A 21,655-nucleotide genomic window follows, 5' to 3' on the forward strand; every position below is an offset into this window, starting at 1 on the left:
AAGGAGGAACTTTTTGTGAAGAAATTTAAACGTATTTTCTTGGTCGTCATGGACTCGGTTGGGATCGGGGAAGCCCCAGATGCCGATCAGTTCGGTGACGTCGGTTCGGACACGCTCGGGCACATCGCCCGTGAACATGGCGGCTTGAACATGCCGCACATGGGCCGACTCGGCCTCGCGAACATCAAACCAATCGAGGGCATCGAAGCGTCGACGACACCGAGCGCCTATGGACGGATGGAAGAGATCTCGGCCGGGAAAGACACGATGACCGGGCATTGGGAAATCATGGGCCTTCATATCGACACGCCGTTCCGCGTGTTTGAAAAGTTCCCAGATGACTTGATCAATCGACTCAAAGAGTTCAGCGGACGCGACATCATCGGCAACAAGCCGGCGTCAGGGACAGAGATTTTGGATGAGCTCGGGGAAGAACACGTCAACACGGGTGCCTTGATCGTCTATACGTCGGCTGACTCGGTGCTCCAAATCGCGGCGCACGAAGAAGTCGTCCCGCTCGACGAGTTGTATCGCATTTGCGAATACGCCCGTGAAATCACGCGCGAAGACCCGTACATGCTCGGCCGCATCATCGCCCGTCCGTTCCTCGGAACACCTGGCGCTTGGGTCCGCACGTCGAACCGTCACGACTATGCGCTCAAACCGTTCGGCAAGACGGTCATGAACACGCTCGAGACGGCCGGTAAAGATGTGATCGCCCTCGGGAAGATCAGCGACATCTATGACGGTGAAGGCGTAACGAAAGCGGTTCGGACGAAGTCAAACATGGACGGGATGGACAAACTCGTCGACTCGCTTGATGAAGACTTCGAAGGACTCTGCTTCTTGAACCTCGTCGACTTTGACGCGCTCTTCGGTCATCGCCGGGACCCGGAAGGCTACGCCGTCGCGCTTGAAGAGTATGACGCCCGTCTACCTGAAGTGATGGCGAAGTTGCGTGAAGATGACTTGCTCATCATCACGGCGGACCACGGGAACGACCCGACGGCACCAGGCACGGACCACACACGTGAATACGTGCCGCTCATCGTCCATCACCACGGCTCGACAGCGGTCGACCTCGGAATCCGGGGGACGTTCGCCGACATCGGCGCCACGGTCGCGGATAACTTCGATGTCGACGCACCAGCACACGGAAAGAGTTTCTTAAACGAAATTTGAGGAGGGACCACTCATGGTAAATTGGAACGAAACAAAGGCATTTTTACAGGAACGTATGAACGGAACACCAGAAATCGGACTCATCCTCGGCTCAGGACTCGGCGTCCTCGCTGACGAGATTGAAAATGCGGTCAAAATTCCTTACGAGGACATCCCGCACTTCCCGGTATCGACCGTCGAAGGACACGCAGGACAGCTCGTCTTCGGTGACCTCGAAGGGAAACGAGTCGTCGCGATGCAAGGACGATTCCATTTTTATGAAGGTTATTCGATGGAACAAGTCACGTTCCCAGTACGCGTCCTCAAATTGATCGGTGTCGAGACACTCATCGTCACGAACGCGGCCGGTGCTTGCAACGAGTCATTCAACCCGGGTGACTTGATGATCATCACGGATCACATCAACTTCTTCGGCACGAGCCCGCTCATCGGCAAGAACGCGAGCGACTTCGGGACACGTTTCCCGGATATGTCAGAAGCGTACGATAAAGAGCTCGTCACATTGACAGAAGGCGTCGCGGCGAAGCTCGGCCTCTCGATTCAAAAAGGCGTCTATTTCGGTAATACAGGTCCGACATACGAGACACCAGCCGAAGTGAAGATGGCACGCCTCCTCGGCGGCGACGTCGTCGGCATGTCGACGGTGCCTGAAGTCATCGTGGCCCGTCATTCGGATATGCGTGTGCTCGGCATCTCATGTGTGTCGAACATGGCAGCCGGGATTTTAGATCAACCGCTCAACCATGAAGAAGTCATCGAGACGACAGAACGCGTCCGCCAAGACTTCCTTTCACTCGTACGCGGCACGATTCAAAGCATGTAACCACTACCCAACTAGGAGGACGAAACTTATGCGCATGGTCGATTTGATTTTGAAAAAACGTAACGGTGGCGAATTGAACGAAGAGGAGATTCGCTTCGTCATTGAAGGCTTCACGAACGAGACGATTCCGGATTATCAGATGTCAGCACTTTCGATGGCAATCTATTTTAACGGGATGACTGAAAAAGAGACGGCGGCCTTGACGATGGAGATGGTCAAGTCTGGTGACGTCATCGATTTGTCGAACATCCAAGGTAAAAAAGTAGATAAACACTCGACCGGCGGTGTCGGTGACAAGATCAGCTTGATCGTCGCCCCGCTCGTCGCGTCAATCGGGATCCCAGTCGCGAAGATGAGCGGTCGCGGTCTCGGTCACACGGGCGGGACAATCGACAAACTCGAATCGTTCCCAGGTTTCAACGTCGAGTTGACGGAAGAACAGTTCACGAAACAAGTGAACGACATCAAGATGTCGATCATCGGTCAGACAGGCAACTTGACGCCTGCCGACAAACGTCTCTATGCACTTCGTGACGTCACGGCGACGGTCGATTCGATCCCGCTTATCGCGAGCTCGATCATGTCGAAGAAGATCGCGGCCGGTGCCGATAGTATTGTCCTCGACGTCAAGACGGGTTCGGGTGCGTTCATGAAGTCGTTCGATGACGCGAAAGCGCTCGCTGAAGAGATGGTCGCCATCGGGAAGAACGTGGGCCGTCAAACGGTCGCCGTCATCACGGACATGGACCAACCGCTCGGTTTCGAAATCGGGAACGCGAACGAAGTGAAGGAAGCGATCGAAGTCCTCTCGGGCAAAGACGTGAACGACTTGAAGACGATTGCCCTCACGATCGCCGGCCATATGGCGGTACTCGGCGAGTTCTATCCGACGTTCGACGAGGCATACGCTGATCTTGAGAAACGGATGGCGGACGGTCATGCCCTCGAAGTGTTCCGTCAGTTCGTCGCTGCACAAGGTGGCGACGCGTCGCTTGTCGATGACTTGTCGAAACTTCCACAAGCGAAGTATGAAACGACGTTCGTCGCGAAACAAGCGGGTTACGTCGAATCAATCATCGCCGACGAAGTCGGTGTGGCAGCGATGCTCCTCGGAGCAGGTCGGGCGACAAAAGATGATCAGCTCGATTTCGCGGCAGGCATCACGCTTGAGAAGAAAGTCGGCGACAAGGTCGAGGCCGGTGACGTCATCGCCGTGCTCCGTTCGAATAAAGAAGACATGACGTCTGCGCTCGAGCGCATGGACCATGCGTATACGATCGGTGCGACAGAGCCGGCGGCACGTCCGCTCGTCCACGCGGTCATCCAGTAAGTAGCAGGTCAGAACGTCTGTTTCCACAAAATAGTGGAGACAGACGGTTTTTTTTGATAGAATGGGCAATGTGTGAGTGAGAATGACTATATGACCATAAAGGGGTAACTTTTCATGAAAAAAGGATCTATGAAATTAGAGAACGGCGAAATGATCGAATTCGATTTGTTCCACGATGCAGCACCAATCACGGTCGACAACTTCGAGGAACTTGCGAACAGCGGTTTCTATAACGGTTTGACGTTCCACCGGGTCATCCCAGGTTTCGTCAGCCAAGGCGGCTGTCCAGACGGAACAGGCATGGGTGGTTCAGGCAAGACGATCCCATGTGAGACGTCGACGTCGTTCCCGTACAAGCATGAAGCGGGTTCGCTCTCGATGGCGCACGCGGGACGCAACACGGGCTCGTCACAGTTCTTCATCGTCCATGAGCCGCAACCGCACCTCGACGGCGTCCACACGGTCTTCGGAAAAGTGACGTCTGGCCTCGAGCACGCGGTCAAACTTCGTCAAGGCACGAAGATGACCGAAGTTAAAGTTTGGGACGAGAATTGATTTCTGCCTAAACGTTATGGCACAATGGGCCATGTCTCTCAAGTGTTCACTTAGTGAAACATGAATGACTAAAGGTGGTGAAACCAGCAATGCTGGTGAAATACAAACAATCGTACGAAAAGACGGCGATGGGCTTGCTCGCGTTTTCATGTAGCGACAAATCTCCGCTCGCCTTGCTCGATCTCGTCCGGTCCTACGAAGAAGACCCTGCCAAATTCCTGTATCTGTGGAGAGTCGGGGAAGACTTCGTCGGGATTATCGGGATGGAGCAACAAGAGACGACGATGTTCATCCATCATATCGCGCTGTCTCCGTCGTTCCGCGGCGAGAAGCGTTCTTATGAACTGCTCGATGAGACCCGGAACTTATTGCCGCTCGACTTGACGCTCGTCGGTCAAGGCAAGACCGGTGACTTGCTCGATAAATGGAATCAAGTCGCAATCTAAAAAAAGCTAGGCTCAGCGCCTAGCTTTTTTGCGTGCCTCTAGCGCCCGGAGTCGCTCGGTGACGACCGGTGTCCGGTCGCGATACATATGTTTATGGACGAGCTCGTCGAACGTGAGCACGGTCGGTTCGAAGGTCGGTTTCAAGCGTTCGATGCGTTGTCGCGTCGGTCCGTCGAGCGGGAGCGTCTCCGGGAGCGGCCAACGTTCCAAGTCACGGGCGAACATCGCGTTATCGATGCCGAGGGCTTCAAGGTCGGTGACGGCGAGCGTGAGCTTCTGTTGTAATGCGGCGATACTCTTTTTCGCCCCAGGCGTATTGCCGCGGCGGGCATGGTAGTGGGCCACGGCGTATTGGATCAAGGCGGCGTAACCGAGATCTTTTCGCCCCCCGTCTTGCCACGCCTCCTCGAGCACTTCGTGGCACTCAAAATAATCGGCATGACATTCAAACAAGAGCGTATACTGGATAAAAGGCGTCGACATCAAATTTCTCCTTTCGTGGTCACGGTACTACAAAACATGTTATACTAAAGCGCAAAAATGTAAATGGCAGGTGTCTCTATGGAAGCGTACAACGTCAAAATCGATACGTTCGAAGGCCCGCTCGACCTGTTGCTCCATTTGATCGGAAAAATGGAGCTCGACATCGCAGACATCTCTGTCTCCGAGGTCACGGATCAGTATGTCGCCTATATCCGGACGATGCAAAAATTTGAACTCGATGTGGCCAGTGAATATTTGGTCATGGCGGCGACGTTGCTCCAATTGAAGAGCAAGCAGCTGTTGCCACCGGTTCCGGTCGAAGAGGATGACATTCCCGACTTTGGGGAAGAACCGACCCGGGAAGGGTTGATTCGACAGTTGATTGAATATAAGGCCTACAAGGAAGCGGTCGTGTTCATGCGCGAGCAAGAAGAGTCTCGCCTCGAGCTGTATAGCCGGCCTGGGGAAGATTTGACGCGCTACATGTCCGACCTCGTCCAGCCGTATGACGGTCCGCTCAACTTTTCGGACTTGTTGCACGCCTATTCGAAGATGGTCGAACGCAAGCGGTGGAAAGAACGTCGCAAAAAGACGATCAAACGCGAAGAACGGACGCTTGAAGAACAGATGACGCGGTTGCACGATCACGTCTCGGCGAAGCGGACGACATCGTTCTTCTCGTTCTTCGAGGAGCGCCCGGACGTGTCGGACCTTGTCATCACGTTCATGGCGTTGCTCGAGTTGATCAAGTTGCGCGTCGTCACGACCAAACAAGAAGAGCGGGACATTCACATCTCGTTCGTCGAATCGTCAAAGGAAAGGGATGAAGCCGTTGTTGTCTTATGAAACGATTATTGAGAGTCTATTGTTCGTCGTCGGCGAAGAAGGAATGGAAGTGCGGGCCCTCGCGGACACACTCGATATTTCTGAAGCCGCCGCCCGCGAACAGTTGAGCAAGTTAGAAGCATCGTTCAAAGATTCCGGCCGTCCGTTCCAATTGATCGAATCGGCGGGCGTGTATAAGCTCGTGACGGTTCCCGAGGTGTCGGAGTACATTCAACGCTACGTTGGGACGATGGCCGAGCAGGCGCTGTCGCGGGCGGCGATGGAGACGCTCGTCATCATCGCGTACAAGCAACCGGTCACCCGGGCTGATATCGAGGAAGTTCGAGGCGTCAAAGTCGAACGCGTCATCCATACGCTGTTATCAAAAGGGTTGATCGAGTCAGCCGGCCGGGCCAAGACGATTGGCCGGGCCAAGCTGTATCGGACGACCGAGCATTTCCTGGACCATTTCGGGTTTAATTCACTCGATGAGTTGCCCCCATTAACGTTTGAAGACGAGCTCACGGACGAAGGCGATTTGTTCTTCGGCCAGCCGTCTGCGATTACGCAAGATAGATTGGAGAATGAATAAATGGAACGTTTACAAAAAGTGATTGCCCAAGCAGGTGTCGCCTCACGGCGTAAAGCCGAAGAAATGATTTTAGATGGACGCGTGCGCGTCAACGGGAAAGTCGTGCGCGAACTCGGGACGAAAGTCGGACCGAAGTCCGAAGTCGAAGTCGATGGCGTCAAAATCGAACAAGAAGAACATGTCTATTACGTCCTCTATAAGCCGAGCGGTTACGTCTCGACGGTCGAAGACGATAAAGGACGGAAAGTCATCACCGATCTCGTCCCACCCGGATCGCGTGTCTTCCCAGTCGGTCGTCTCGACTATAACACGACGGGACTTATCATCTTGACGAATGACGGTGAGTTCTCGAACATGATGACCCATCCGAAATTCAAGATTCCAAAACGTTATGTCGCGAAAGTGAAGAATATTCCTTCGTATATCGCGATCAAACAACTCGAGTCGGGCGTCGAGCTCGATGACGGTTATAAGACGGGAAGCGCCCAAGTGAAGATGAAGACGGTCGACCATAAGAAAAACTCGGCCATCTTAGAGATCGTCATCTCCGAAGGACACAACCGCCAAATCCGCCGCATGCTTGAAGCGGTCGGTTCGGAAGTCATCAAACTGAAGCGCGAACAGTTCGGTTTCTTGACGCTCGACGGTCTCACGACGGGCGAATGGCGTGAACTGTCACGCAAAGAAGTATCGAAGCTGCGTGAGCTTGCCAACCCGACCGTACCACCCGTACAGCGAGGCAAGAAAAAGAAAAAATAACAACTAAAAAATCGTCCTGAGATAGGATGATTTTTTAGTTTGTGGAGATTGTGTGACAAAAAGATGAAAAAAGTCTGTTAATGTGCGTTTTTGGTGTTTTTTCAGTACAATAACAACTGAAGGATGGTGTGAACTCATGACGAAAGAAACAAAGTCGGGTGATCGCATGAATCAAGCGATGGCCCATAAGAAAAAACGGTCATTTTGGCGTCTCATGATCATGACGATGGTCCTGTTCGCAGGAGCGGTCGTCATCATGCAATTGATTGAACAAGCCGGCAATGACGGACGGGTCGAGGCCGGTGACGATGCGCCGAACTTCAAGCTCGTCAGTCTTGACGGGACGACGATGGTCGAGCGCGAGACATACGACGGCAAAGGACTTCTCCTCAACTTCTGGGGCACGTTCTGTGAACCGTGCGAGAAAGAGATGCCGGTCGTCCAGGACAACTATGCGGCCCTTCAAGACATGGGCGTCGATTTTTGGGCGGTCAACGTCGGGGAGACACCGCTTCGAGTCGACAACTTCGTAAACGACCTCGGCGTCAAACTCGATTATCCAATTTTGATGGACACGCGCAGTGAAGTCGAGAAAGCGTACGGGATTTACAACTTGCCGGTCACGTTTGTCATCGATGCCGACGGCAAGGTAATTGAAAAGTATGAAGGTGAACTCACGAAAGAGAAACTGATGGAGTTGGCCGAGAAGTCATTGTAAGCGAACGGGGGGCGCACAAATGCTAGATATGAAATATGACGGCGCCGATTTACGATCCAAGCGTCGTCCACGGTCATGGATTGATCGGGTGTGGAGTTTTTTTGCATCGGTCAAGGTCGGTCTCTGGCTCATCGGACTCATCATCGTCGGGTCGGCGGTCGGAACGATTTTTCCGCAAGAAATGTATATTCCGCAACAATTGCCGGCGAGCCAGTATTACACGGACGAGTATGGGACACCAGGAACGATTTATTACACGTTAGGATTCCATAACCTCTATACGTCGTGGTGGTACATCACGTTGATCGTCATGCTGACGTTATCGCTCATCGTCGTATCGATCGATCGATTCTTCCCGCTTTATAAAGCATTAAAATACCAACCGGTCCGACGTACCGACCGCTTCATGCGCGGCCAACGTCTGATTGGAGAGGGGAAAGGGTCGGACGAACAAATCGATGCGTTCGGAGAGGCCTTAAAAGCGAAGCGCTATCATGTGAAGCGTGACGGTGATGCCTTGCTCGCTGAGAAATACCGTTTCGGTCGTTGGGGCCCATACGTCAACCACATCGGGCTCGTCATCTTCTTTATCGGGGCGATGCTACGCGTTTTCCCGGCATTCCATACGGACACGCTTGAATGGGTGCGCGAGGGCGATACGGTTCCGCTTGAGGCGACGGATGATGAGTATTATCTTCGTAACGATCAATTCATCTTAGAGATGTATGATCCGGAAAATAATGCCGAAGATGCGAAATTCGCCGAGGCGATCGAGAAGGCGGGCGCCGTCCCGAAAAACTATGAGACGGAATTGACGCTGTTCAAGAAGACCGGGACGAACGAGGACGGATCGCCGCAACTCGAGGAAGTCGATACCGGTTCGACGAAAGTGAACCATCCGTTCAAGTTTGAGAACTATGAAGTGTATCAAGAACAGTATTCGAGTCGACCTGAGTTTTTGTCGATGTCGTTCAACGTCGCTGATAAAGAGACAGGCGATGTGTATGGACCGTTCACGGTCGATTTGACGAATCCGGAGACGACGTATGACCTCGATGGCATCACGGTCAAACTGAACGACCTGTATCCGGACTTCGAGGTCAAGGACGGGCAGCCGAACACGAAATCGCCAAGAGCCCTCAACCCGGCGTTCTTCATGGCGATCGACAATCCGGATGGCACGACCGAATCCAATCTGATTGGCATTCGCTTGAACGTCGCCGACGAGGATAACCGCTACGTGATCCAATTCGCCGGGACGGAGATGGCGAGCACGAGCGGTCTGCGCGTCAAGAGTGACTCGACGTATCCGATTTTGATCGTCGGTGGAATCATCTTCATGGTCGGGATTGTCATGGGCATGTATTGGCCGCACCGTCGCATCTGGATTCGCCGTCATGACGAAACGGACGTGCTCGTTGCCGGTTTCACGAACAAGAACCCGTCCTCGCTCAACCGCGAAATCACACCGCTCCTAGAGAAACATGGATTGCCGATCTGGGAAGATCAGGCACGGTTCGATAAAAAGACGGACGACAACTCAACCAATGAAAGAGGGGAATCATAATGGAGTGGATTCAGTGGAGCAGTCGTTTGCTCTTCATCGCGTTCATCCTGTACGCTGTCGCGACCGTGTTGTTCACGATTGCGGTCAGCGGGATGCGCAAAGGTCAAAACGTCAACCGCATCGCCTACGGCAAATATGCGTTCATCTTGGCGGTCATCGGCTTCATCGCCCAAATGACATATTTTATTTTACGTTGGATCGGGGTCGGCTATGCGCCGGTCTCGAACCTATATGAATACACGACGTTCTTCGGCATGATGATGGTGCTCGGATTCCTCGTCGTGTACGGCATATATAAAAATGATGTGCTCGGCTTGTTCGCCATGCCGGTGGCGCTTCTCGTCATCGCTTTCGCCTCGATGTTCTCGAGCGAAGTGGCACCGCTCATCCCGGCGCTGAACAGCGTCTGGTTGAAAATCCACGTCACGACGGCCGCACTCGGTCAAGGAATTCTCGCCATCAGCTTCGCGTCAGGCCTTATCTTCTTATTGAACGAGACGTCGATGCGGGAACAGTCGAAGTCACGGACATGGCTTGAAATCACGATGTTCGTCCTCATGTGCACACTCGGTTTCATTCTCGTCTCGATGCTCTTCAAGGCGATCGGGACCGGTGGCGTCGTTGAGTTCACGAACGACCGCGGGACACAAGAGTCGTATGAGTACTTTATGCCGATGTTGTTCGTACCGGAAGGGGCTCAGCTCGTTTCTGGTGCGAGCGGACTGTCACTCGAGTTGCCGACGTTCATCAACACGTTGAAATTGAACACGCTCATCTGGTCGGTCATCGCCGGCGTCGTGATTTATGTGGTGCTCCGTTTCGTCATCTTACGGAAACGGATCGCCGAGGCGCTCCAACCGCTCGCGAAGAAGGTCGACCTTGACCTCGCTGATGAGATCAGTTACCGTTCGGTCGCGATCGGCTTGCCGGTGTTCATTCTCGGCGGACTCATCTTCGCGATGATTTGGGCTCAAATCGCCTGGAACCGTTTCTGGGGCTGGGACCCGAAAGAAGTGTGGGCGCTCATCACGATGCTCATCTATATCTACTATCTGCATATGCGCATCCAGCGCGGTTGGACGGGAACGAAAGCAGCTTGGTTATGTGTCGGCGGCTTCGCCGTCATCATGTTCAACCTGGTGTTCGTCAACCTCGTCATCGCCGGTTTGCACTCGTACGCGTAAAAAAAGAAGTCACTTCGGTGGCTTCTTTTTTCATGCCGCTGTCAACTGACCGTTGTGAAGCCAAATAATAGAGTGGTATAGTTATGAAAGAGAGCGAAATGTTCACAATTGTGCAACATTCGCTACATCTTGTAATGGTTCTTTAGGAGGTTTAGTGGATGGCTAATAAAACAAAAATTTTAGTGGTCGACGACGAGGAAAGAATTCGCCGCCTGTTAAAAATGTATTTGGAGCGGGAACAGTATGTGATCGTCGAAGCGACGAACGGGGAAGAGGCGCTTCAACTCGCCCTTGAGCATAACTTTGATGTCATCCTGCTTGATTTGATGATGCCGAAAATGGACGGGGTCGAAGTATGTACCGAGCTTCGGAAATCGAAGGCGACACCGGTCATCATGTTAACGGCCAAAGGCGAAGAAGTCGATCGTGTCCAAGGGTTCGAGGTCGGGGCGGACGATTACATCGTCAAACCGTTCAGTCCGCGCGAGGTCGTCTTGCGCGTCAAAGCGCTCCTCCGCCGGTCGGGCTCGACGAAATATTTGCGTACGGCCGAAAAATCAAAAGATTTGATCGTCTTCCCGCATTTGACGATTGACAACGATGCGCACCGCGTCACGGTCGATGGGGAAGAAATCGCGCTCACGCCGAAAGAGTATGAGTTGCTGTTCTTCTTGGCCAAGCAAGTCGACAAAGTGTTCTCGCGGGAGCAACTGTTGAAAGAAGTATGGAACTATGAATTCTTTGGAGACCTTCGAACGGTCGACACGCACGTGAAACGACTCCGGGAGAAGTTGAACCGGGTCTCTCCAGAAGCCGCGCACATGATCACGACGGTATGGGGTGTCGGGTACAAGTTCGAAGTCGTCAGTGAGTGATGATTCGCCGGAATAGCATCGTCACGAAACTATGGTTGACGATTCTCGTATTGGTCAGTCTCATCTTGTTCATCGTCTCTGTGTTGATGCTCGAGTTTTTTAACTCGTTCCATATCGACCAGGAGCGGGGGCACTTGGCCAAGCTTGGCGGGCAAGTCCAGTCGGTGTTGCTTCAAGAAGGCGATGCGTCACGGACGGTCGACCAAATCATTGAAGTGTATGGTGCCAACTATATATTAGAGAACGGGACGGTCCGTTCGAACTTTGGAACGGAAGTCGACGAGCTCATGACCGAGCTCGGCCGTCAGGACTGGGAGACGTATCAGGCGGTCGGTGAGACGGCGATTGGAAACTTCTCGTCGTTTGACGATCAGGCGGCACTCGCGTACCGGACGACGTTCTCACTCGAGACGGGCGAATATACGCTCTATTTGATTGAACCGCTCGACGCGATCTCGAGCGCGAACGAAGGGGCCCGGACGATCATCTTTTGGACGGTCGCCTCGGCCATCATCGTCACGACCGTGTTTGCCTTCTTCTTATCGACCCGTATCACGGCACCTCTACGCGAGATGCGCGACGCCGTCAACAAGACGGGAGAAGGTCAGTTCGACCTGCGTCTCGTACAGAAGTCGAACGATGAGATTGGGGAGTTGGCCGGTTCGTTCAACGCGATGAGTAGCCAGCTGTCGACGTACGTGAATGCGCTCGATCGGGAACGGCTCCAACTCGCCTCGATCTTACGGTCGATGGCCGATGGGGTCATCACGCTCGATCGTCATGCGAACGTCATTGTGACGAACCCGCAAGCCCGGCCGCTCTTGATCGACGAGCAACCACATGAAGTCGTGCTGTCACTCTATGAGGACGTCGTCGCCGGTGCACCGGAGAAGACGATTGAAGTGAAACAAGACGATCATTATTATACGTTGACGGTGACCCCGCTTCTCGGCGAGGACGATTTTGAAGGCGCGGTCGTCGTCATCCGTGACACGACCGAGAGCCATCGACTCGACAAGATGCGAACCGATTTCGTTGCCAACGTCAGCCATGAGTTGCGCACACCGCTCGTGACGCTCCAAGGGTATTCCGAGGCGATCATCGACGGCATGACCGAGAGTGACGACGCGACGAAAGAATTTGCGTCCATCATCTACGATGAGTCGCTCCGCTTGGCCCGTCTCGTCAACGACTTACTCGACTTGGCACGAATCGAATCAGGGAAAGAGACGATGCAGTTCACGACGTTTGACCTTGGTGAATTTCTTCCGCGAGTCATGCGCAAGTTCAACCAGATGGCGAACGAGAAAGGCATCGAGCTTGCGACAGAGGCTCCGCGTCATGCCATCGAGGCAGACGGGGACCGCTTGGAGCAAGTGTTCACCAACTTGATTGGCAATGCCATCGCCCATACCGAGTCGGGATCGATTCGGCTCGAGGCGAGCGAGGATGCGGCCGGCTTCGTGATTCGCTTGTCGGACACGGGCAGCGGCATCCCGAAAGAAGATTTACCGTTCGTATTCGAACGATTCTATAAAGCGGATAAAGCTCGAACGAGCGGCGGCAAGGCGGGCACCGGGATTGGTCTCGCCATCGTCAAAAACGTCATCGATGCCCATCACGGAACGGTCGATGTCTCGAGCGCGCTCGGGGAAGGGACGACGTTCACGATTCGTCTCCCATACACGCAACCGCCCACATAACGACAATGGTGACTCCTATGGGTCACCATTTGTGGCATAGAGGAGGCAATGACATGAAGCTGTACACACGAGGCGGGGACAAAGGCGAGACGTCGCTCATCGGCGGTCGCGTCTTAAAAGTCCATCCGCATATCCAGGCGATGGGGCTGTTAGATGAATTGAACAGCCAAATCGGGCTCGCGCTCGCTCATCAGACGGACGAGACACTCCGGACCCAGTTGACGCGAATCCAACACGACTTATTCGACCTCGGCTCGGAGCTGATGTATAAACAAGACCCACCGCAACAAGTCAATATGAAGATCGTCACCGAGCTCGAGACGTGGATCGACGAACTCGAGGTGAAATGCCCCGAGCTCGTCCGCTTCATCTTGCCTGGTGGCAGTGTCGGTGCGGCGAGCCTGCACGTGGCACGGACCGTCTGTCGCCGTGTCGAACGGGAACTCGTCAATGTCGATGCGGCCGTCCGTCAGCTCCCGTACTATAACCGGTTGAGTGATTATTTGTTCACTGCGGCCCGTTACGCCAACGTCGTGGCCGGCGTGCCCGACCAAGAATACGCCCGTGGTGCGGACGTGTTCAAAACGAAAAAGAAAAAGGAGTAGATCAACTTATGAAAGGAATCGAACAATTCCAACAACGACTGCACTATTCGGTCTACCCGACCCAAAAATTCAAGACGACCACATGTCTCGTCTCATTCGCGGCGCCACTGTCGCCTGAGACGATTGCCGATCGGGCTTTATTGCCGTATGTGATGGAGAAAGCGACAGCGGCCTATCCGTCGATCGAATTGTTTCACACGCCGCTCGAACAACTGTATGACGCGAGTCTCTATGCCGGGGCATCGAAAGTCGGCAAAGAGCATGTCATCCAGTTCCAGCTCGAAGTCGTGAGTGATGCACTCGTTGGCGAACCGGTACTCGCTGAGGCGATCAAGCTGCTCGAAGAAGTGCTCCTCCGTCCGAACGCCTATGACGGGGCATTTCAACCGCTCATCGTCGAACAGGAGGCCCGTCTCCAGCGTCAACGCATCGAATCGGTCTACGATGACAAGATGCGCTTCGCCCAGCAACGGCTCCAAGAATTGCTCGGCGGCGAACTCGCCATCCCATCGCTCGGGACGCTCGAGCAATTGGAGCACGTGACGCCGAAGACGCTCTTTGACGCCTATACGTCAATGATTCGTCACGACCGTGTCGATGTCTATGTCGTCGGCGACGTGAAGCGTGAGCAAGTGACGGACGCGTTCGCGCCACTCGAAGGACTCGGTCAACGACTCGTTCGTGAGTATCCGCAACCGGTCGATCGCGAATTCCAGCGCCTCGAAGAAGATCAACCGATCAATCAGAGCAAACTGCATCTCGCCTATCAAGTCGACGTCGACCCACGGAGCGAGGACGCTGTGCGGATGCAAGTCGTCAATGGCCTGTTCGGTGGATTCCCGCACTCGAAACTGTTCATGAACGTGCGGGAAAAAGAGAGCCTGGCCTACTATGCCGCCTCGCAGTACAGCTCGCTCAGCCGGATGTTGTTCGTCTATGCCGGGATTGACGCCTCGAACCAGGCGAAGACCGAGGCGATCATCGCCGACCAGCTCGCCGACCTCCAGGCCGGTATATTCGAAGACGAGACACTCGAACAGACGAAAGCGATGTTATACCATCAACGTCGTCAACTCGGGGACAACCCGCGCCAATTGATCGCCTGGATGAGCGGTTCGGACATCCGCCCGTTCTCGCTCGAGGAAGAGATGGCGATCATCGAACGGACATCGCGTGAAGACGTGGCCGCGCTCGCCAATCGTCTGGCCCTGCAGGCCGTCTATTGTTTAAAGGGGGGAACTATATGAAACTCGATTTTCCAAACGTGGGAGAGACGCTCCATCACACCGTCCTCGAGAACGGATTGACGGTCTATCTATTGAAGAAGAGCGGCTATGAGAAGACGTATGCCACGTTCACGACGAAATACGGGTCGATCGACCGGCGCTTTAAAACGGAAGAATGGATTGACGTTCCAGACGGGATTGCCCATTTTCTCGAGCATAAAATGTTCGAGAAAGAAGACGGTGACGTATTCCAACAGTTCGGACGCCTCGGTGCGTCGGCGAACGCGTTCACGTCGTTCACCCGGACGGCGTACTTGTTCGGTGCGACGTCGAATGTCAGCGAGAACTTGAAGACGTTGATCGATTTCGTCCAAGCCCCGTACTTCACGGAAGCATCGGTCGAGAAAGAGAAAGGCATCATCGGCCAAGAGATTCAGATGTATCAGGACAACCCAGGCTGGCGCTTGTACTTCGGTTTGATTGAGGCGATGTACGCCGAGCATCCGGTCAAAATCGACATCGCCGGAACGATTGAATCGATTAGCGCCATCACGGCCGACGATTTGTATCGCTGCCATGAGGCGTTCTATCATCCGAGCAACATGGTGTTGTTCGTCGTTGGCAATATCGACCCTGACGCCATCCTCGCCGAGATCACCGCGAACCAGGCGGCGAAGACGTTCGACGCGCCTTTCTTGACGGCGCGTGAAGCAATCGAGGAACCCGAGACGGTTCATATGACGGAACGGGTCATTGAGATGGATGTCTCGGTCCCGAAAGTGATGATCGGCTACAAGGATACGCCGCGCCCCGGCAAAGACGGGATGAAGCAGGAGCTCGTCGTCGAGCTCCTCATGCACGCCTTGTTCGACACGACGGCCCCACTCTACGCGGAACTGTACGCCGAAGGATTGATCGATGACGCGTTCTCATTTGACTACACGTCGGAAGAAACGTTCGCCTTCGCCGTCCTATCGATGGAGACGCCGCATGTCGAGACGTTCGTCGACCGCATCACGTCCGCCCTCGCCCGTCCGCTCGAACTCGAAGCCGGGACGCTCGACCGCAAGAAACGGATGATGAAAGGGCAGTTCTTGAAGGCGCTCAATTCGCCAGAGTTTATCGCCAACCAGTTCTCACGCTACGCGCTCAGCGGCGGCAACATGTTCGACATCCCGGACCTGCTCGATGCGATCACACTCGACGACTTGTATGCGGCGTATGACCGTCTGTTCCAAGCTGATCACCGTACGGTCTGTGTCGTCAAGAAGCCGTGACGACGCTCATCACGGGGGCGAGTGGGGCGATTGGCCGTGCCGTCGCCCTGTCGTTCCGGGACGATGACCTCATCTTGCAGGCACATACGCAGACCGAGGTGCTCCGTAAGTTCGTCGCGAGCGAGAACTTGACGGCCGACGTCGTCACTTGCGACCTTGACGATGAAACTGGACTCGAGTCATGGCTCGAGACGCTCGGACCGGTCGACCGCATCGTTCACGTCGCCGGCAATCATGCCTACGGTCTGCTCGTCGACCAGTCGCTCCTCGAGCTCGATCGGCTGTATCGCATCCATGTCCGCTCGATGGTTCGGCTCGTGCAACATGTCGTCGCACAGAAACCGTACGATCACCCGCTCGATATCGTCGTCGTCTCGAGTGTCTGGGGTGAGGTCGGTGCGGCCGGCGAAGTGCTCTATTCGACGGTCAAGGCCGCCCAACTCGGATTCGTCAAGGCGTTCGCCCGCGAGGCCGGACCGTTTCACGTCCGCATCAACGCGGTCACGCCGGGGTGGATTGACACCCCGATGAATGATACGGTAGAAGAGACGAAACAAGACGTTCGGGATGAAATTCCACTCGGCCGGTTAGGGGGGGCCGAGGAAGTGGCGGAGACGATTCGCTTCCTCTGTTCTCCGGCCGCCTCGTACATAACCGGCACCGTGCTCCGCATCGATGGCGGTTGGGTGTGAAACTTTGTCGGCTCGGTTGAAACGAGTTCTTTTCAATTCTTCTAAAATAATTTAGAATGAACAAGGTAGCGAGCACACATCAGAAAGGGTGGACGAGATGGATCATAAGTTCGAAGAATGGTATCTCGAATATGAACTTTGCCAAAATCGGCCCGGTATCCTCGGGGATATCGCCTCACTGATGGGGATGCTTCAAATCTCAATCGTGACGATCAACGGCGTCGATCTTCAACGTCGCGGCATGCTGTTAAAAGCACCGGCGGCCGATCACGTCCATCGTCTGGAACATATTTTACGCAAGATGGAAGCCATCGTCGTCATCAAACTCCGGCGCCCGAAACTCCGGGACCGAATCGCGATTCGACATGGACGCTACATCGAGCACGACAACGATGACAAGAAGACGTTCCGTTTCGTCCGCGAGGACTTAGGTGTCCTCGTCGACTTCGTCGCCGAACTGATGAAAGAAGAACGGCATTTGCTGATCGGCGTGCGCGGCAACCCGCGTGTCGGAAAGACCGAGTCGATCGTGGCGGCGAGCGTCTGTGCGAACAAACGCTGGCTGTTCCTATCGTCGACGCTCATGAAGCAGACGGTGCGGACATCACTGTTCGAGGAAGAACGCGAAGGTGACCACGTCTATATCATCGATGGTGCCGTCTCGACGCGGACGATGGACGAACGCCATCGGCAATTGATTCGCGAAGTCATGCGACTTCCGTCCGTCAAGGTCATCGAGCATCCAGATCTTTACGTGCGCAACACCGACTGTGTGTTCGAGGACTTTGATTACATCATCGAACTGCGGAACTCACAAGATGAGGAGATCATCATTCCTCAAGAGACACATCGTGAGGCAGAATGGTTTGAATAACTACTTGAATGGAAGGTGTGGACCCCTGTGACAGAACTAGGGACTTTTTTGAAACAAAGGCGTGAGGCGAGCGGTTTGACGCTCGACCAAATCCAGCAGACGACGAAGATTCAAAAACGCTATATCATCGCGATCGAGGAAGGTGATTACAAAAATCTCCCTGGCTCTTTCTATGCACGGGCGTTCATTAAAACGTACGCGGAATCGTTAGGGCTCGATGTCGATGAACTGTACGAGACGTATGCGAAAGACTTGCCGAAAATCGAGCCGCAGCCGACCGTTCAATTGTCGCGAAAACAAACCTACTCGAAAGCGTCCGAGACGTCGAGCCGTGTCTCGCGTTGGGTACCGAAAGTCATGCTCGTGCTCGTCGCGTTCCTGTTGATGACGGCCGTCTATTACGTCGTCCGAAATCTTGACTTCGGCGATCAAAACGCGTCGCAAACAGAACCGACGAATTCAAGCGTATCCATCGATCAAAACAAGGACGTGCCGGAAGAAGAGCCGGTCGAAGAAGAACCGCCGGCCGAAGAACCGGTCGAAGAAGAGCCGGCTGAAGAGACAGGGCCGATTGCGGTCGCGTCGACGAACGGGGCCGATCTCACGTATGAAATCGCGACAACCGATAAGTTGACGACGGAGATCCATGTGAAAGAATCGCCGGCGACATATGTCGGCGTGCGAGACACATCGCTCGAAGGTCCGTTCCTCGCGCCGGAATATCCAAACCAATCGAAGCAGAACCCGATTGTCATCGAGGACGCGGAAACGGATACGCTTCGCATCCGCATCGGCTTGATTGGTGGGGTCGAGAAAATTGTTGTCAATGGCCGGGAGCTTGAATTAGCCGACTCGCCGGTCACACAAAATATATTTGTAAAGAGAGTCGACGCAGAATAAGTTGACTCTCCTTCTAGAGGAGGAGTTCTCGATGAACCTACCTAACCGTTTGACGATGTTACGGGTATTGCTCATTCCCGTGTTCGTCGTCTTACTCGCCGTAGATTTTGATTGGGGAGACATCGCTTTCCTCGGGGCGGACGTACCGCTCCATCAATTCATCGCTGGCGTCGTGTTTACGATCGCCGCTATCACTGACTGGCTTGACGGGCATCTCGCCCGTAAGCACAACTTGGTCACCAACTTCGGGAAGTTCATGGACCCGCTCGCTGACAAATTACTCGTCACGGCGGCACTTGTCCTCCTCGTCGAGATGGACCTCGTCGCGGCATGGGTCGTCGTCGTCATTCTCTCGCGTGAATTCGCGGTGACGGGACTGCGCCTCGTGGCGGCCGATGAAGGAATCGTCGTCGCGGCCGGGAAGTCGGGCAAAGCGAAGACATGGGTCCAACTCTTTGCTATCATCTTCCTGTTGTTCGGCAACCCGATTTTCAGTTATATCGGCATCCCGTTCGGGGAATGGGCGATGTGGCTAGCGCTCGTCTTGACGATTTACTCAGGGGCCGAATATTTCGCACAAAACTACAAGATCATTGTAAAGTCGATGTAACCGTCGGCACAGACGAGTTGTTCAGCTTGGCCGAACAGCTCGTTTTTTTATTTTGGGGGAGGAATTCGGATGAAACGGACCGAAATCATTGCGGTAGGCTCTGAACTGCTCTTAGGGGAAATCACGAACACGAACGCCCGTTACTTGTCAGAACAGCTGTCGAAATACGGACTGTCCGTCCTGTATCATGTAGTCGTCGGGGATAACGGGGAGCGTTTAAAAGCGACGTTCGAGCAAGCGCAGGCCCGGAGTGAGCTCGTCATCGTCACCGGCGGTCTCGGGCCCACAGCGGACGACATCACGAAGACGACGCTCGCCGACATGCTCGGTCGTCCACTCATTCGCGATGAGGCATCGCTCGAGACGATTCGTCGTTTTGTCGCCTCGCGGGGACGGACGATGAACGATGGGGACGCAAGGCAGGCCGACGTCTTGACCGGTGCCGAGGTGCTCGATAACCCGGTCGGTCTCGCACCCGGCATGTGGATCGAAGGGGAGACGACGTGGCTGTTGCTACCAGGCGTCCCTTGGGAGATGAAAGCGATCGTCGAAGCCACGTTCCCGAACAAGTTCACAGGTGCGACGATTCTTTCGGAGTCGCTCCGATTTTACGAGATTGGCGAGTCGGCGCTTGATGCAGCGGTCGCTGATTTGATGACCGGGTCGAATCCGACGGTCGCCCCGTACGCCGAGTCGGGCGAGGCGAGGCTTCGCATCAGTGCCTGGGCCGAGACGGAATCCGAGGCGCGGCAGATGATCGACCGGGTCAAACAAGATATTTTGGATCGGGTCGGCCAGTATTACTTCGGTTCGAACGAAGACACCCTCGCCACTCGGTTGATTCAAGCGTTGCAAGCGCGTAAGGCGACGCTGTCGCTCGCCGAATCGCTCACCGGTGGTCAAGCCCAAGCGATGGTGACGGCGGTGCCAGGAGCGTCTTCTGTCTTCATGGGCGGAGTCGTCACGTACTCGGACGAGCTAAAAAATAGGTTTTTAGGGGTGTCCCTTGATACAATTGAGTCACACTCGGTCGTCTCAAAAGAAGTCGCCTTTGAAATGATCCTCGGTTTGATTCGTCAGACCGGGACGGATTATGGACTGGCGTTCACAGGTGAGGCCGGCCCGACGTCAAGTTCGGGTCAACCGGTCGGAAAAGTGTTCATCGGCATCCGGTCACCGGCCGGAATCGACGTGATTGAACGTAACTATCCGCATCAAGAGCGGCATGTCATTCAAGCCCGGGCTACGAAAGACGGGATGTGGGCGCTCCTGCAACGAATGAAAAAAGGCGAATAAACGTTCGCAAAAAACTTGTGTATCGTCTTCTGTTCGCTTATAATGAAAGTATCAATCAAAGGAGGCTCATTAATCTATGAGTGATCGTAAACAAGCGTTAGAAATGGCATTACGCCAAATCGAGAAACAATTCGGTAAAGGCTCAATCATGCGCCTTGGTGAAAATACAGATCAGCAAGTTTCAGTTACCCCGTCAGGCTCAATCGCCCTCGACATCGCCCTCGGTGCCGGTGGCTACCCACGTGGCCGTGTCATCGAAGTGTACGGACCTGAATCGTCAGGTAAGACGACGGTGGCGCTTCACGCCATCGCTGAAGTTCAAAAACGCGGCGGGCAGGCGGCCTTCGTCGACGCCGAGCACGCGCTCGATCCGAAATACGCCCAAAACCTTGGCGTCAATATCGATGAGTTGCTCTTGTCTCAACCAGACACAGGGGAGCAGGCCCTTGAAATCGCAGAAGCCCTCGTCCGTTCTGGCGCGGTCGATATCCTCGTCGTCGACTCGGTTGCGGCACTCGTTCCGAAAGCCGAGATTGAAGGGGAGATGGGTGACTCGCACGTCGGTCTCCAAGCCCGCCTCATGAGCCAAGCGCTCCGTAAATTGTCGGGTGCGACGAACAAGTCGAAGACGATTGTCATCTTCATCAACCAAATCCGTGAGAAAATCGGGATCATGTTCGGGAACCCGGAAACGACACCTGGTGGTCGTGCCCTCAAGTTCTACTCGTCGGTCCGTCTCGAGGTCCGTCGTGCTGAAACACTCAAGCAAGGCCAAGACATGGTCGGGAACCGGACGAAGATCAAAGTCGTCAAAAACAAAATCGCGCCACCGTTCAAGACGGCGGAAGTCGATATCATGTACGGCGAAGGCATCTCGCGTGAAGGTGAGCTCATCGACATCGGAGCCGACCTCGATATCGTTCAGAAGAGCGGTGCGTGGTATTCGTACAACGAAGAGCGTCTCGGTCAAGGTCGCGAGAACGCGAAGCAGTATATGAAAGAGAACCCGTCAGTGGCGGCATCGGTCGAAGAACGCATCCGTGACCACTACGGACTCAACGGTGAAAAGACGGTCACAGTCGAAGCCGACAACGATGACGTCCTCTCGCTTCTAGACGAAGAATAAGCAACGT

General features: G+C 54.4%; 23 protein-coding genes. 22 read left to right on the plus strand and 1 reads right to left on the minus strand.

Translation table 11 applies throughout. From position 1 onward, the window contains the following. Positions 1-15: 15 nt before the first annotated feature. The 5 genes from deoB (at position 16) to NMQ00_RS06945 (ending at position 4,336) form a co-directional block, all read left to right on the plus strand. Entirely contained in the window at positions 16-1,182 is a 1,167-nt protein-coding gene (gene deoB / locus NMQ00_RS06925) for a phosphopentomutase (protein ID WP_255178490.1), read from the plus strand. 13 nt (positions 1,183-1,195) lie between these two features. Next, on the plus strand, positions 1,196-2,005 hold the full coding sequence (locus tag NMQ00_RS06930) for a purine-nucleoside phosphorylase (protein ID WP_021067633.1): 810 nt from the start codon (positions 1,196-1,198) through the stop codon (positions 2,003-2,005). A 28-nt stretch (positions 2,006-2,033) separates the two neighbouring features. Then, on the plus strand, positions 2,034-3,335 hold the full coding sequence (locus tag NMQ00_RS06935; RefSeq protein WP_255178491.1) for a pyrimidine-nucleoside phosphorylase: 1,302 nt from the start codon (positions 2,034-2,036) through the stop codon (positions 3,333-3,335). Positions 3,336-3,449: 114 nt separating this feature from the next. Continuing rightward, positions 3,450-3,890 carry a peptidylprolyl isomerase gene (locus tag NMQ00_RS06940; protein WP_255178492.1) on the plus strand — a complete coding sequence of 147 codons (441 nt, stop codon included), beginning with the start codon at positions 3,450-3,452 and terminating at the stop codon, positions 3,888-3,890. Positions 3,891-3,979: 89 nt separating this feature from the next. After that, the gene (locus NMQ00_RS06945; RefSeq protein ID WP_255178493.1) at positions 3,980-4,336 is read left to right on the plus strand and encodes a GNAT family N-acetyltransferase; all 357 of its coding nucleotides are present in this window, start codon (positions 3,980-3,982) and stop codon (positions 4,334-4,336) included. Positions 4,337-4,348: 12 nt separating this feature from the next. Here the strand turns inward: NMQ00_RS06945 and NMQ00_RS06950 are convergent, their stop codons facing one another. Continuing rightward, entirely contained in the window at positions 4,349-4,819 is a 471-nt protein-coding gene (locus NMQ00_RS06950) for a DUF309 domain-containing protein (protein ID WP_255178494.1), read from the minus strand. Between the two features lie 78 nt (positions 4,820-4,897). On the opposite strand from NMQ00_RS06950, the gene NMQ00_RS06955 reads away from it, so the two are divergent. The 17 genes from NMQ00_RS06955 to recA all read left to right on the plus strand — a co-directional run bounded on the left by NMQ00_RS06955 (position 4,898) and on the right by recA (position 21,648). Beyond that, positions 4,898-5,665 carry a segregation and condensation protein A gene (locus NMQ00_RS06955; protein WP_255178495.1) on the plus strand — a complete coding sequence of 256 codons (768 nt, stop codon included), beginning with the start codon at positions 4,898-4,900 and terminating at the stop codon, positions 5,663-5,665. After that, on the plus strand, positions 5,643-6,236 hold the full coding sequence (gene scpB, locus NMQ00_RS06960) for an SMC-Scp complex subunit ScpB (RefSeq protein WP_255178496.1): 594 nt from the start codon (positions 5,643-5,645) through the stop codon (positions 6,234-6,236). Before NMQ00_RS06955 ends, scpB begins: the two co-directional genes overlap by 23 nt. Next, the gene (locus tag NMQ00_RS06965; protein ID WP_029595326.1) at positions 6,237-6,995 is read left to right on the plus strand and encodes a pseudouridine synthase; all 759 of its coding nucleotides are present in this window, start codon (positions 6,237-6,239) and stop codon (positions 6,993-6,995) included. A 136-nt stretch (positions 6,996-7,131) separates the two neighbouring features. Next, positions 7,132-7,713, plus strand: coding sequence for a redoxin domain-containing protein (locus tag NMQ00_RS06970; protein WP_214720414.1), 582 nt, complete (start codon positions 7,132-7,134; stop codon positions 7,711-7,713). 19 nt (positions 7,714-7,732) lie between these two features. Further along, positions 7,733-9,280: a cytochrome c biogenesis protein ResB gene (resB, locus tag NMQ00_RS06975; protein ID WP_255178497.1), complete on the plus strand. Its 1,548-nt coding sequence runs from the start codon at positions 7,733-7,735 to the stop codon at positions 9,278-9,280. Next, positions 9,280-10,464, plus strand: a complete 1,185-nt coding sequence (gene ccsB / locus NMQ00_RS06980; RefSeq protein WP_255178498.1) for a c-type cytochrome biogenesis protein CcsB — start codon at positions 9,280-9,282, stop codon at positions 10,462-10,464. The genes resB and ccsB overlap by 1 nt, the downstream gene beginning before the upstream one ends. 158 nt (positions 10,465-10,622) lie before the next feature. Next, positions 10,623-11,339, plus strand: a complete 717-nt coding sequence (locus NMQ00_RS06985; RefSeq protein ID WP_021067622.1) for a response regulator transcription factor — start codon at positions 10,623-10,625, stop codon at positions 11,337-11,339. Then, positions 11,339-13,042: a sensor histidine kinase gene (locus NMQ00_RS06990; protein ID WP_255178499.1), complete on the plus strand. Its 1,704-nt coding sequence runs from the start codon at positions 11,339-11,341 to the stop codon at positions 13,040-13,042. Before NMQ00_RS06985 ends, NMQ00_RS06990 begins: the two co-directional genes overlap by 1 nt. Positions 13,043-13,095: 53 nt before the next feature. Continuing rightward, entirely contained in the window at positions 13,096-13,647 is a 552-nt protein-coding gene (locus NMQ00_RS06995) for a cob(I)yrinic acid a,c-diamide adenosyltransferase (protein WP_255178500.1), read from the plus strand. 8 nt (positions 13,648-13,655) lie between these two features. Beyond that, positions 13,656-14,894 carry an EF-P 5-aminopentanol modification-associated protein YfmF gene (gene yfmF / locus NMQ00_RS07000; RefSeq protein WP_255178501.1) on the plus strand — a complete coding sequence of 413 codons (1,239 nt, stop codon included), beginning with the start codon at positions 13,656-13,658 and terminating at the stop codon, positions 14,892-14,894. Further along, positions 14,891-16,150: an EF-P 5-aminopentanol modification-associated protein YfmH gene (gene yfmH / locus NMQ00_RS07005; RefSeq protein WP_255178502.1), complete on the plus strand. Its 1,260-nt coding sequence runs from the start codon at positions 14,891-14,893 to the stop codon at positions 16,148-16,150. The genes yfmF and yfmH overlap by 4 nt, the downstream gene beginning before the upstream one ends. Beyond that, the gene (gene ymfI, locus NMQ00_RS07010; protein WP_255178503.1) at positions 16,147-16,842 is read left to right on the plus strand and encodes an elongation factor P 5-aminopentanone reductase; all 696 of its coding nucleotides are present in this window, start codon (positions 16,147-16,149) and stop codon (positions 16,840-16,842) included. The genes yfmH and ymfI overlap by 4 nt, the downstream gene beginning before the upstream one ends. A gap of 97 nt (positions 16,843-16,939) precedes the next feature. Further along, positions 16,940-17,716: a YmfK family protein gene (locus NMQ00_RS07015; RefSeq protein WP_034777827.1), complete on the plus strand. Its 777-nt coding sequence runs from the start codon at positions 16,940-16,942 to the stop codon at positions 17,714-17,716. Positions 17,717-17,764: 48 nt separating this feature from the next. Continuing rightward, on the plus strand, positions 17,765-18,616 hold the full coding sequence (locus NMQ00_RS07020; RefSeq protein WP_255178504.1) for a helix-turn-helix domain-containing protein: 852 nt from the start codon (positions 17,765-17,767) through the stop codon (positions 18,614-18,616). Between the two features lie 31 nt (positions 18,617-18,647). Then, a complete protein-coding gene (pgsA, locus tag NMQ00_RS07025) occupies positions 18,648-19,226 on the plus strand; it encodes a CDP-diacylglycerol--glycerol-3-phosphate 3-phosphatidyltransferase (protein ID WP_131436453.1) in 579 nt (192 codons plus the stop codon). Positions 19,227-19,295: 69 nt separating this feature from the next. After that, a complete protein-coding gene (locus NMQ00_RS07030; protein WP_255178505.1) occupies positions 19,296-20,522 on the plus strand; it encodes a competence/damage-inducible protein A in 1,227 nt (408 codons plus the stop codon). A 76-nt stretch (positions 20,523-20,598) separates the two neighbouring features. Further along, positions 20,599-21,648: a recombinase RecA gene (recA, locus tag NMQ00_RS07035; protein WP_021067612.1), complete on the plus strand. Its 1,050-nt coding sequence runs from the start codon at positions 20,599-20,601 to the stop codon at positions 21,646-21,648. Positions 21,649-21,655 lie beyond the last annotated feature (7 nt).

Origin of the sequence: Exiguobacterium aurantiacum (assembly GCF_024362205.1) — a bacterium.
Classification (GTDB): Bacteria; Bacillota; Bacilli; order Exiguobacteriales; family Exiguobacteriaceae; genus Exiguobacterium; species Exiguobacterium aurantiacum_B.

Excerpts from the sequence above, each read along its gene's own strand:
- NMQ00_RS06930 (WP_021067633.1), top strand. The coding sequence starts at position 1,196 with ATGGTAAATTGGAACGAAACAAAGGCATTTTTACAGGAACGTATGAAC.
- NMQ00_RS06935 (WP_255178491.1), top strand. The coding sequence starts at position 2,034 with ATGCGCATGGTCGATTTGATTTTGAAAAAACGTAACGGTGGCGAATTG.
- NMQ00_RS06940 (WP_255178492.1), top strand. The coding sequence starts at position 3,450 with ATGAAAAAAGGATCTATGAAATTAGAGAACGGCGAAATGATCGAATTC.
- NMQ00_RS06945 (WP_255178493.1), top strand. The coding sequence starts at position 3,980 with ATGCTGGTGAAATACAAACAATCGTACGAAAAGACGGCGATGGGCTTG.
- NMQ00_RS06950 (WP_255178494.1), bottom strand. The coding sequence starts at position 4,819 with ATGTCGACGCCTTTTATCCAGTATACGCTCTTGTTTGAATGTCATGCC.
- NMQ00_RS06955 (WP_255178495.1), top strand. The coding sequence starts at position 4,898 with ATGGAAGCGTACAACGTCAAAATCGATACGTTCGAAGGCCCGCTCGAC.
- scpB (WP_255178496.1), top strand. The coding sequence starts at position 5,643 with ATGAAGCCGTTGTTGTCTTATGAAACGATTATTGAGAGTCTATTGTTC.
- NMQ00_RS06965 (WP_029595326.1), top strand. The coding sequence starts at position 6,237 with ATGGAACGTTTACAAAAAGTGATTGCCCAAGCAGGTGTCGCCTCACGG.
- NMQ00_RS06970 (WP_214720414.1), top strand. The coding sequence starts at position 7,132 with ATGACGAAAGAAACAAAGTCGGGTGATCGCATGAATCAAGCGATGGCC.
- resB (WP_255178497.1), top strand. The coding sequence starts at position 7,733 with ATGCTAGATATGAAATATGACGGCGCCGATTTACGATCCAAGCGTCGT.
- ccsB (WP_255178498.1), top strand. The coding sequence starts at position 9,280 with ATGGAGTGGATTCAGTGGAGCAGTCGTTTGCTCTTCATCGCGTTCATC.
- NMQ00_RS06985 (WP_021067622.1), top strand. The coding sequence starts at position 10,623 with ATGGCTAATAAAACAAAAATTTTAGTGGTCGACGACGAGGAAAGAATT.
- NMQ00_RS06990 (WP_255178499.1), top strand. The coding sequence starts at position 11,339 with ATGATTCGCCGGAATAGCATCGTCACGAAACTATGGTTGACGATTCTC.
- NMQ00_RS06995 (WP_255178500.1), top strand. The coding sequence starts at position 13,096 with ATGAAGCTGTACACACGAGGCGGGGACAAAGGCGAGACGTCGCTCATC.
- yfmF (WP_255178501.1), top strand. The coding sequence starts at position 13,656 with ATGAAAGGAATCGAACAATTCCAACAACGACTGCACTATTCGGTCTAC.
- yfmH (WP_255178502.1), top strand. The coding sequence starts at position 14,891 with ATGAAACTCGATTTTCCAAACGTGGGAGAGACGCTCCATCACACCGTC.
- NMQ00_RS07015 (WP_034777827.1), top strand. The coding sequence starts at position 16,940 with ATGGATCATAAGTTCGAAGAATGGTATCTCGAATATGAACTTTGCCAA.
- pgsA (WP_131436453.1), top strand. The coding sequence starts at position 18,648 with ATGAACCTACCTAACCGTTTGACGATGTTACGGGTATTGCTCATTCCC.
- NMQ00_RS07030 (WP_255178505.1), top strand. The coding sequence starts at position 19,296 with ATGAAACGGACCGAAATCATTGCGGTAGGCTCTGAACTGCTCTTAGGG.
- recA (WP_021067612.1), top strand. The coding sequence starts at position 20,599 with ATGAGTGATCGTAAACAAGCGTTAGAAATGGCATTACGCCAAATCGAG.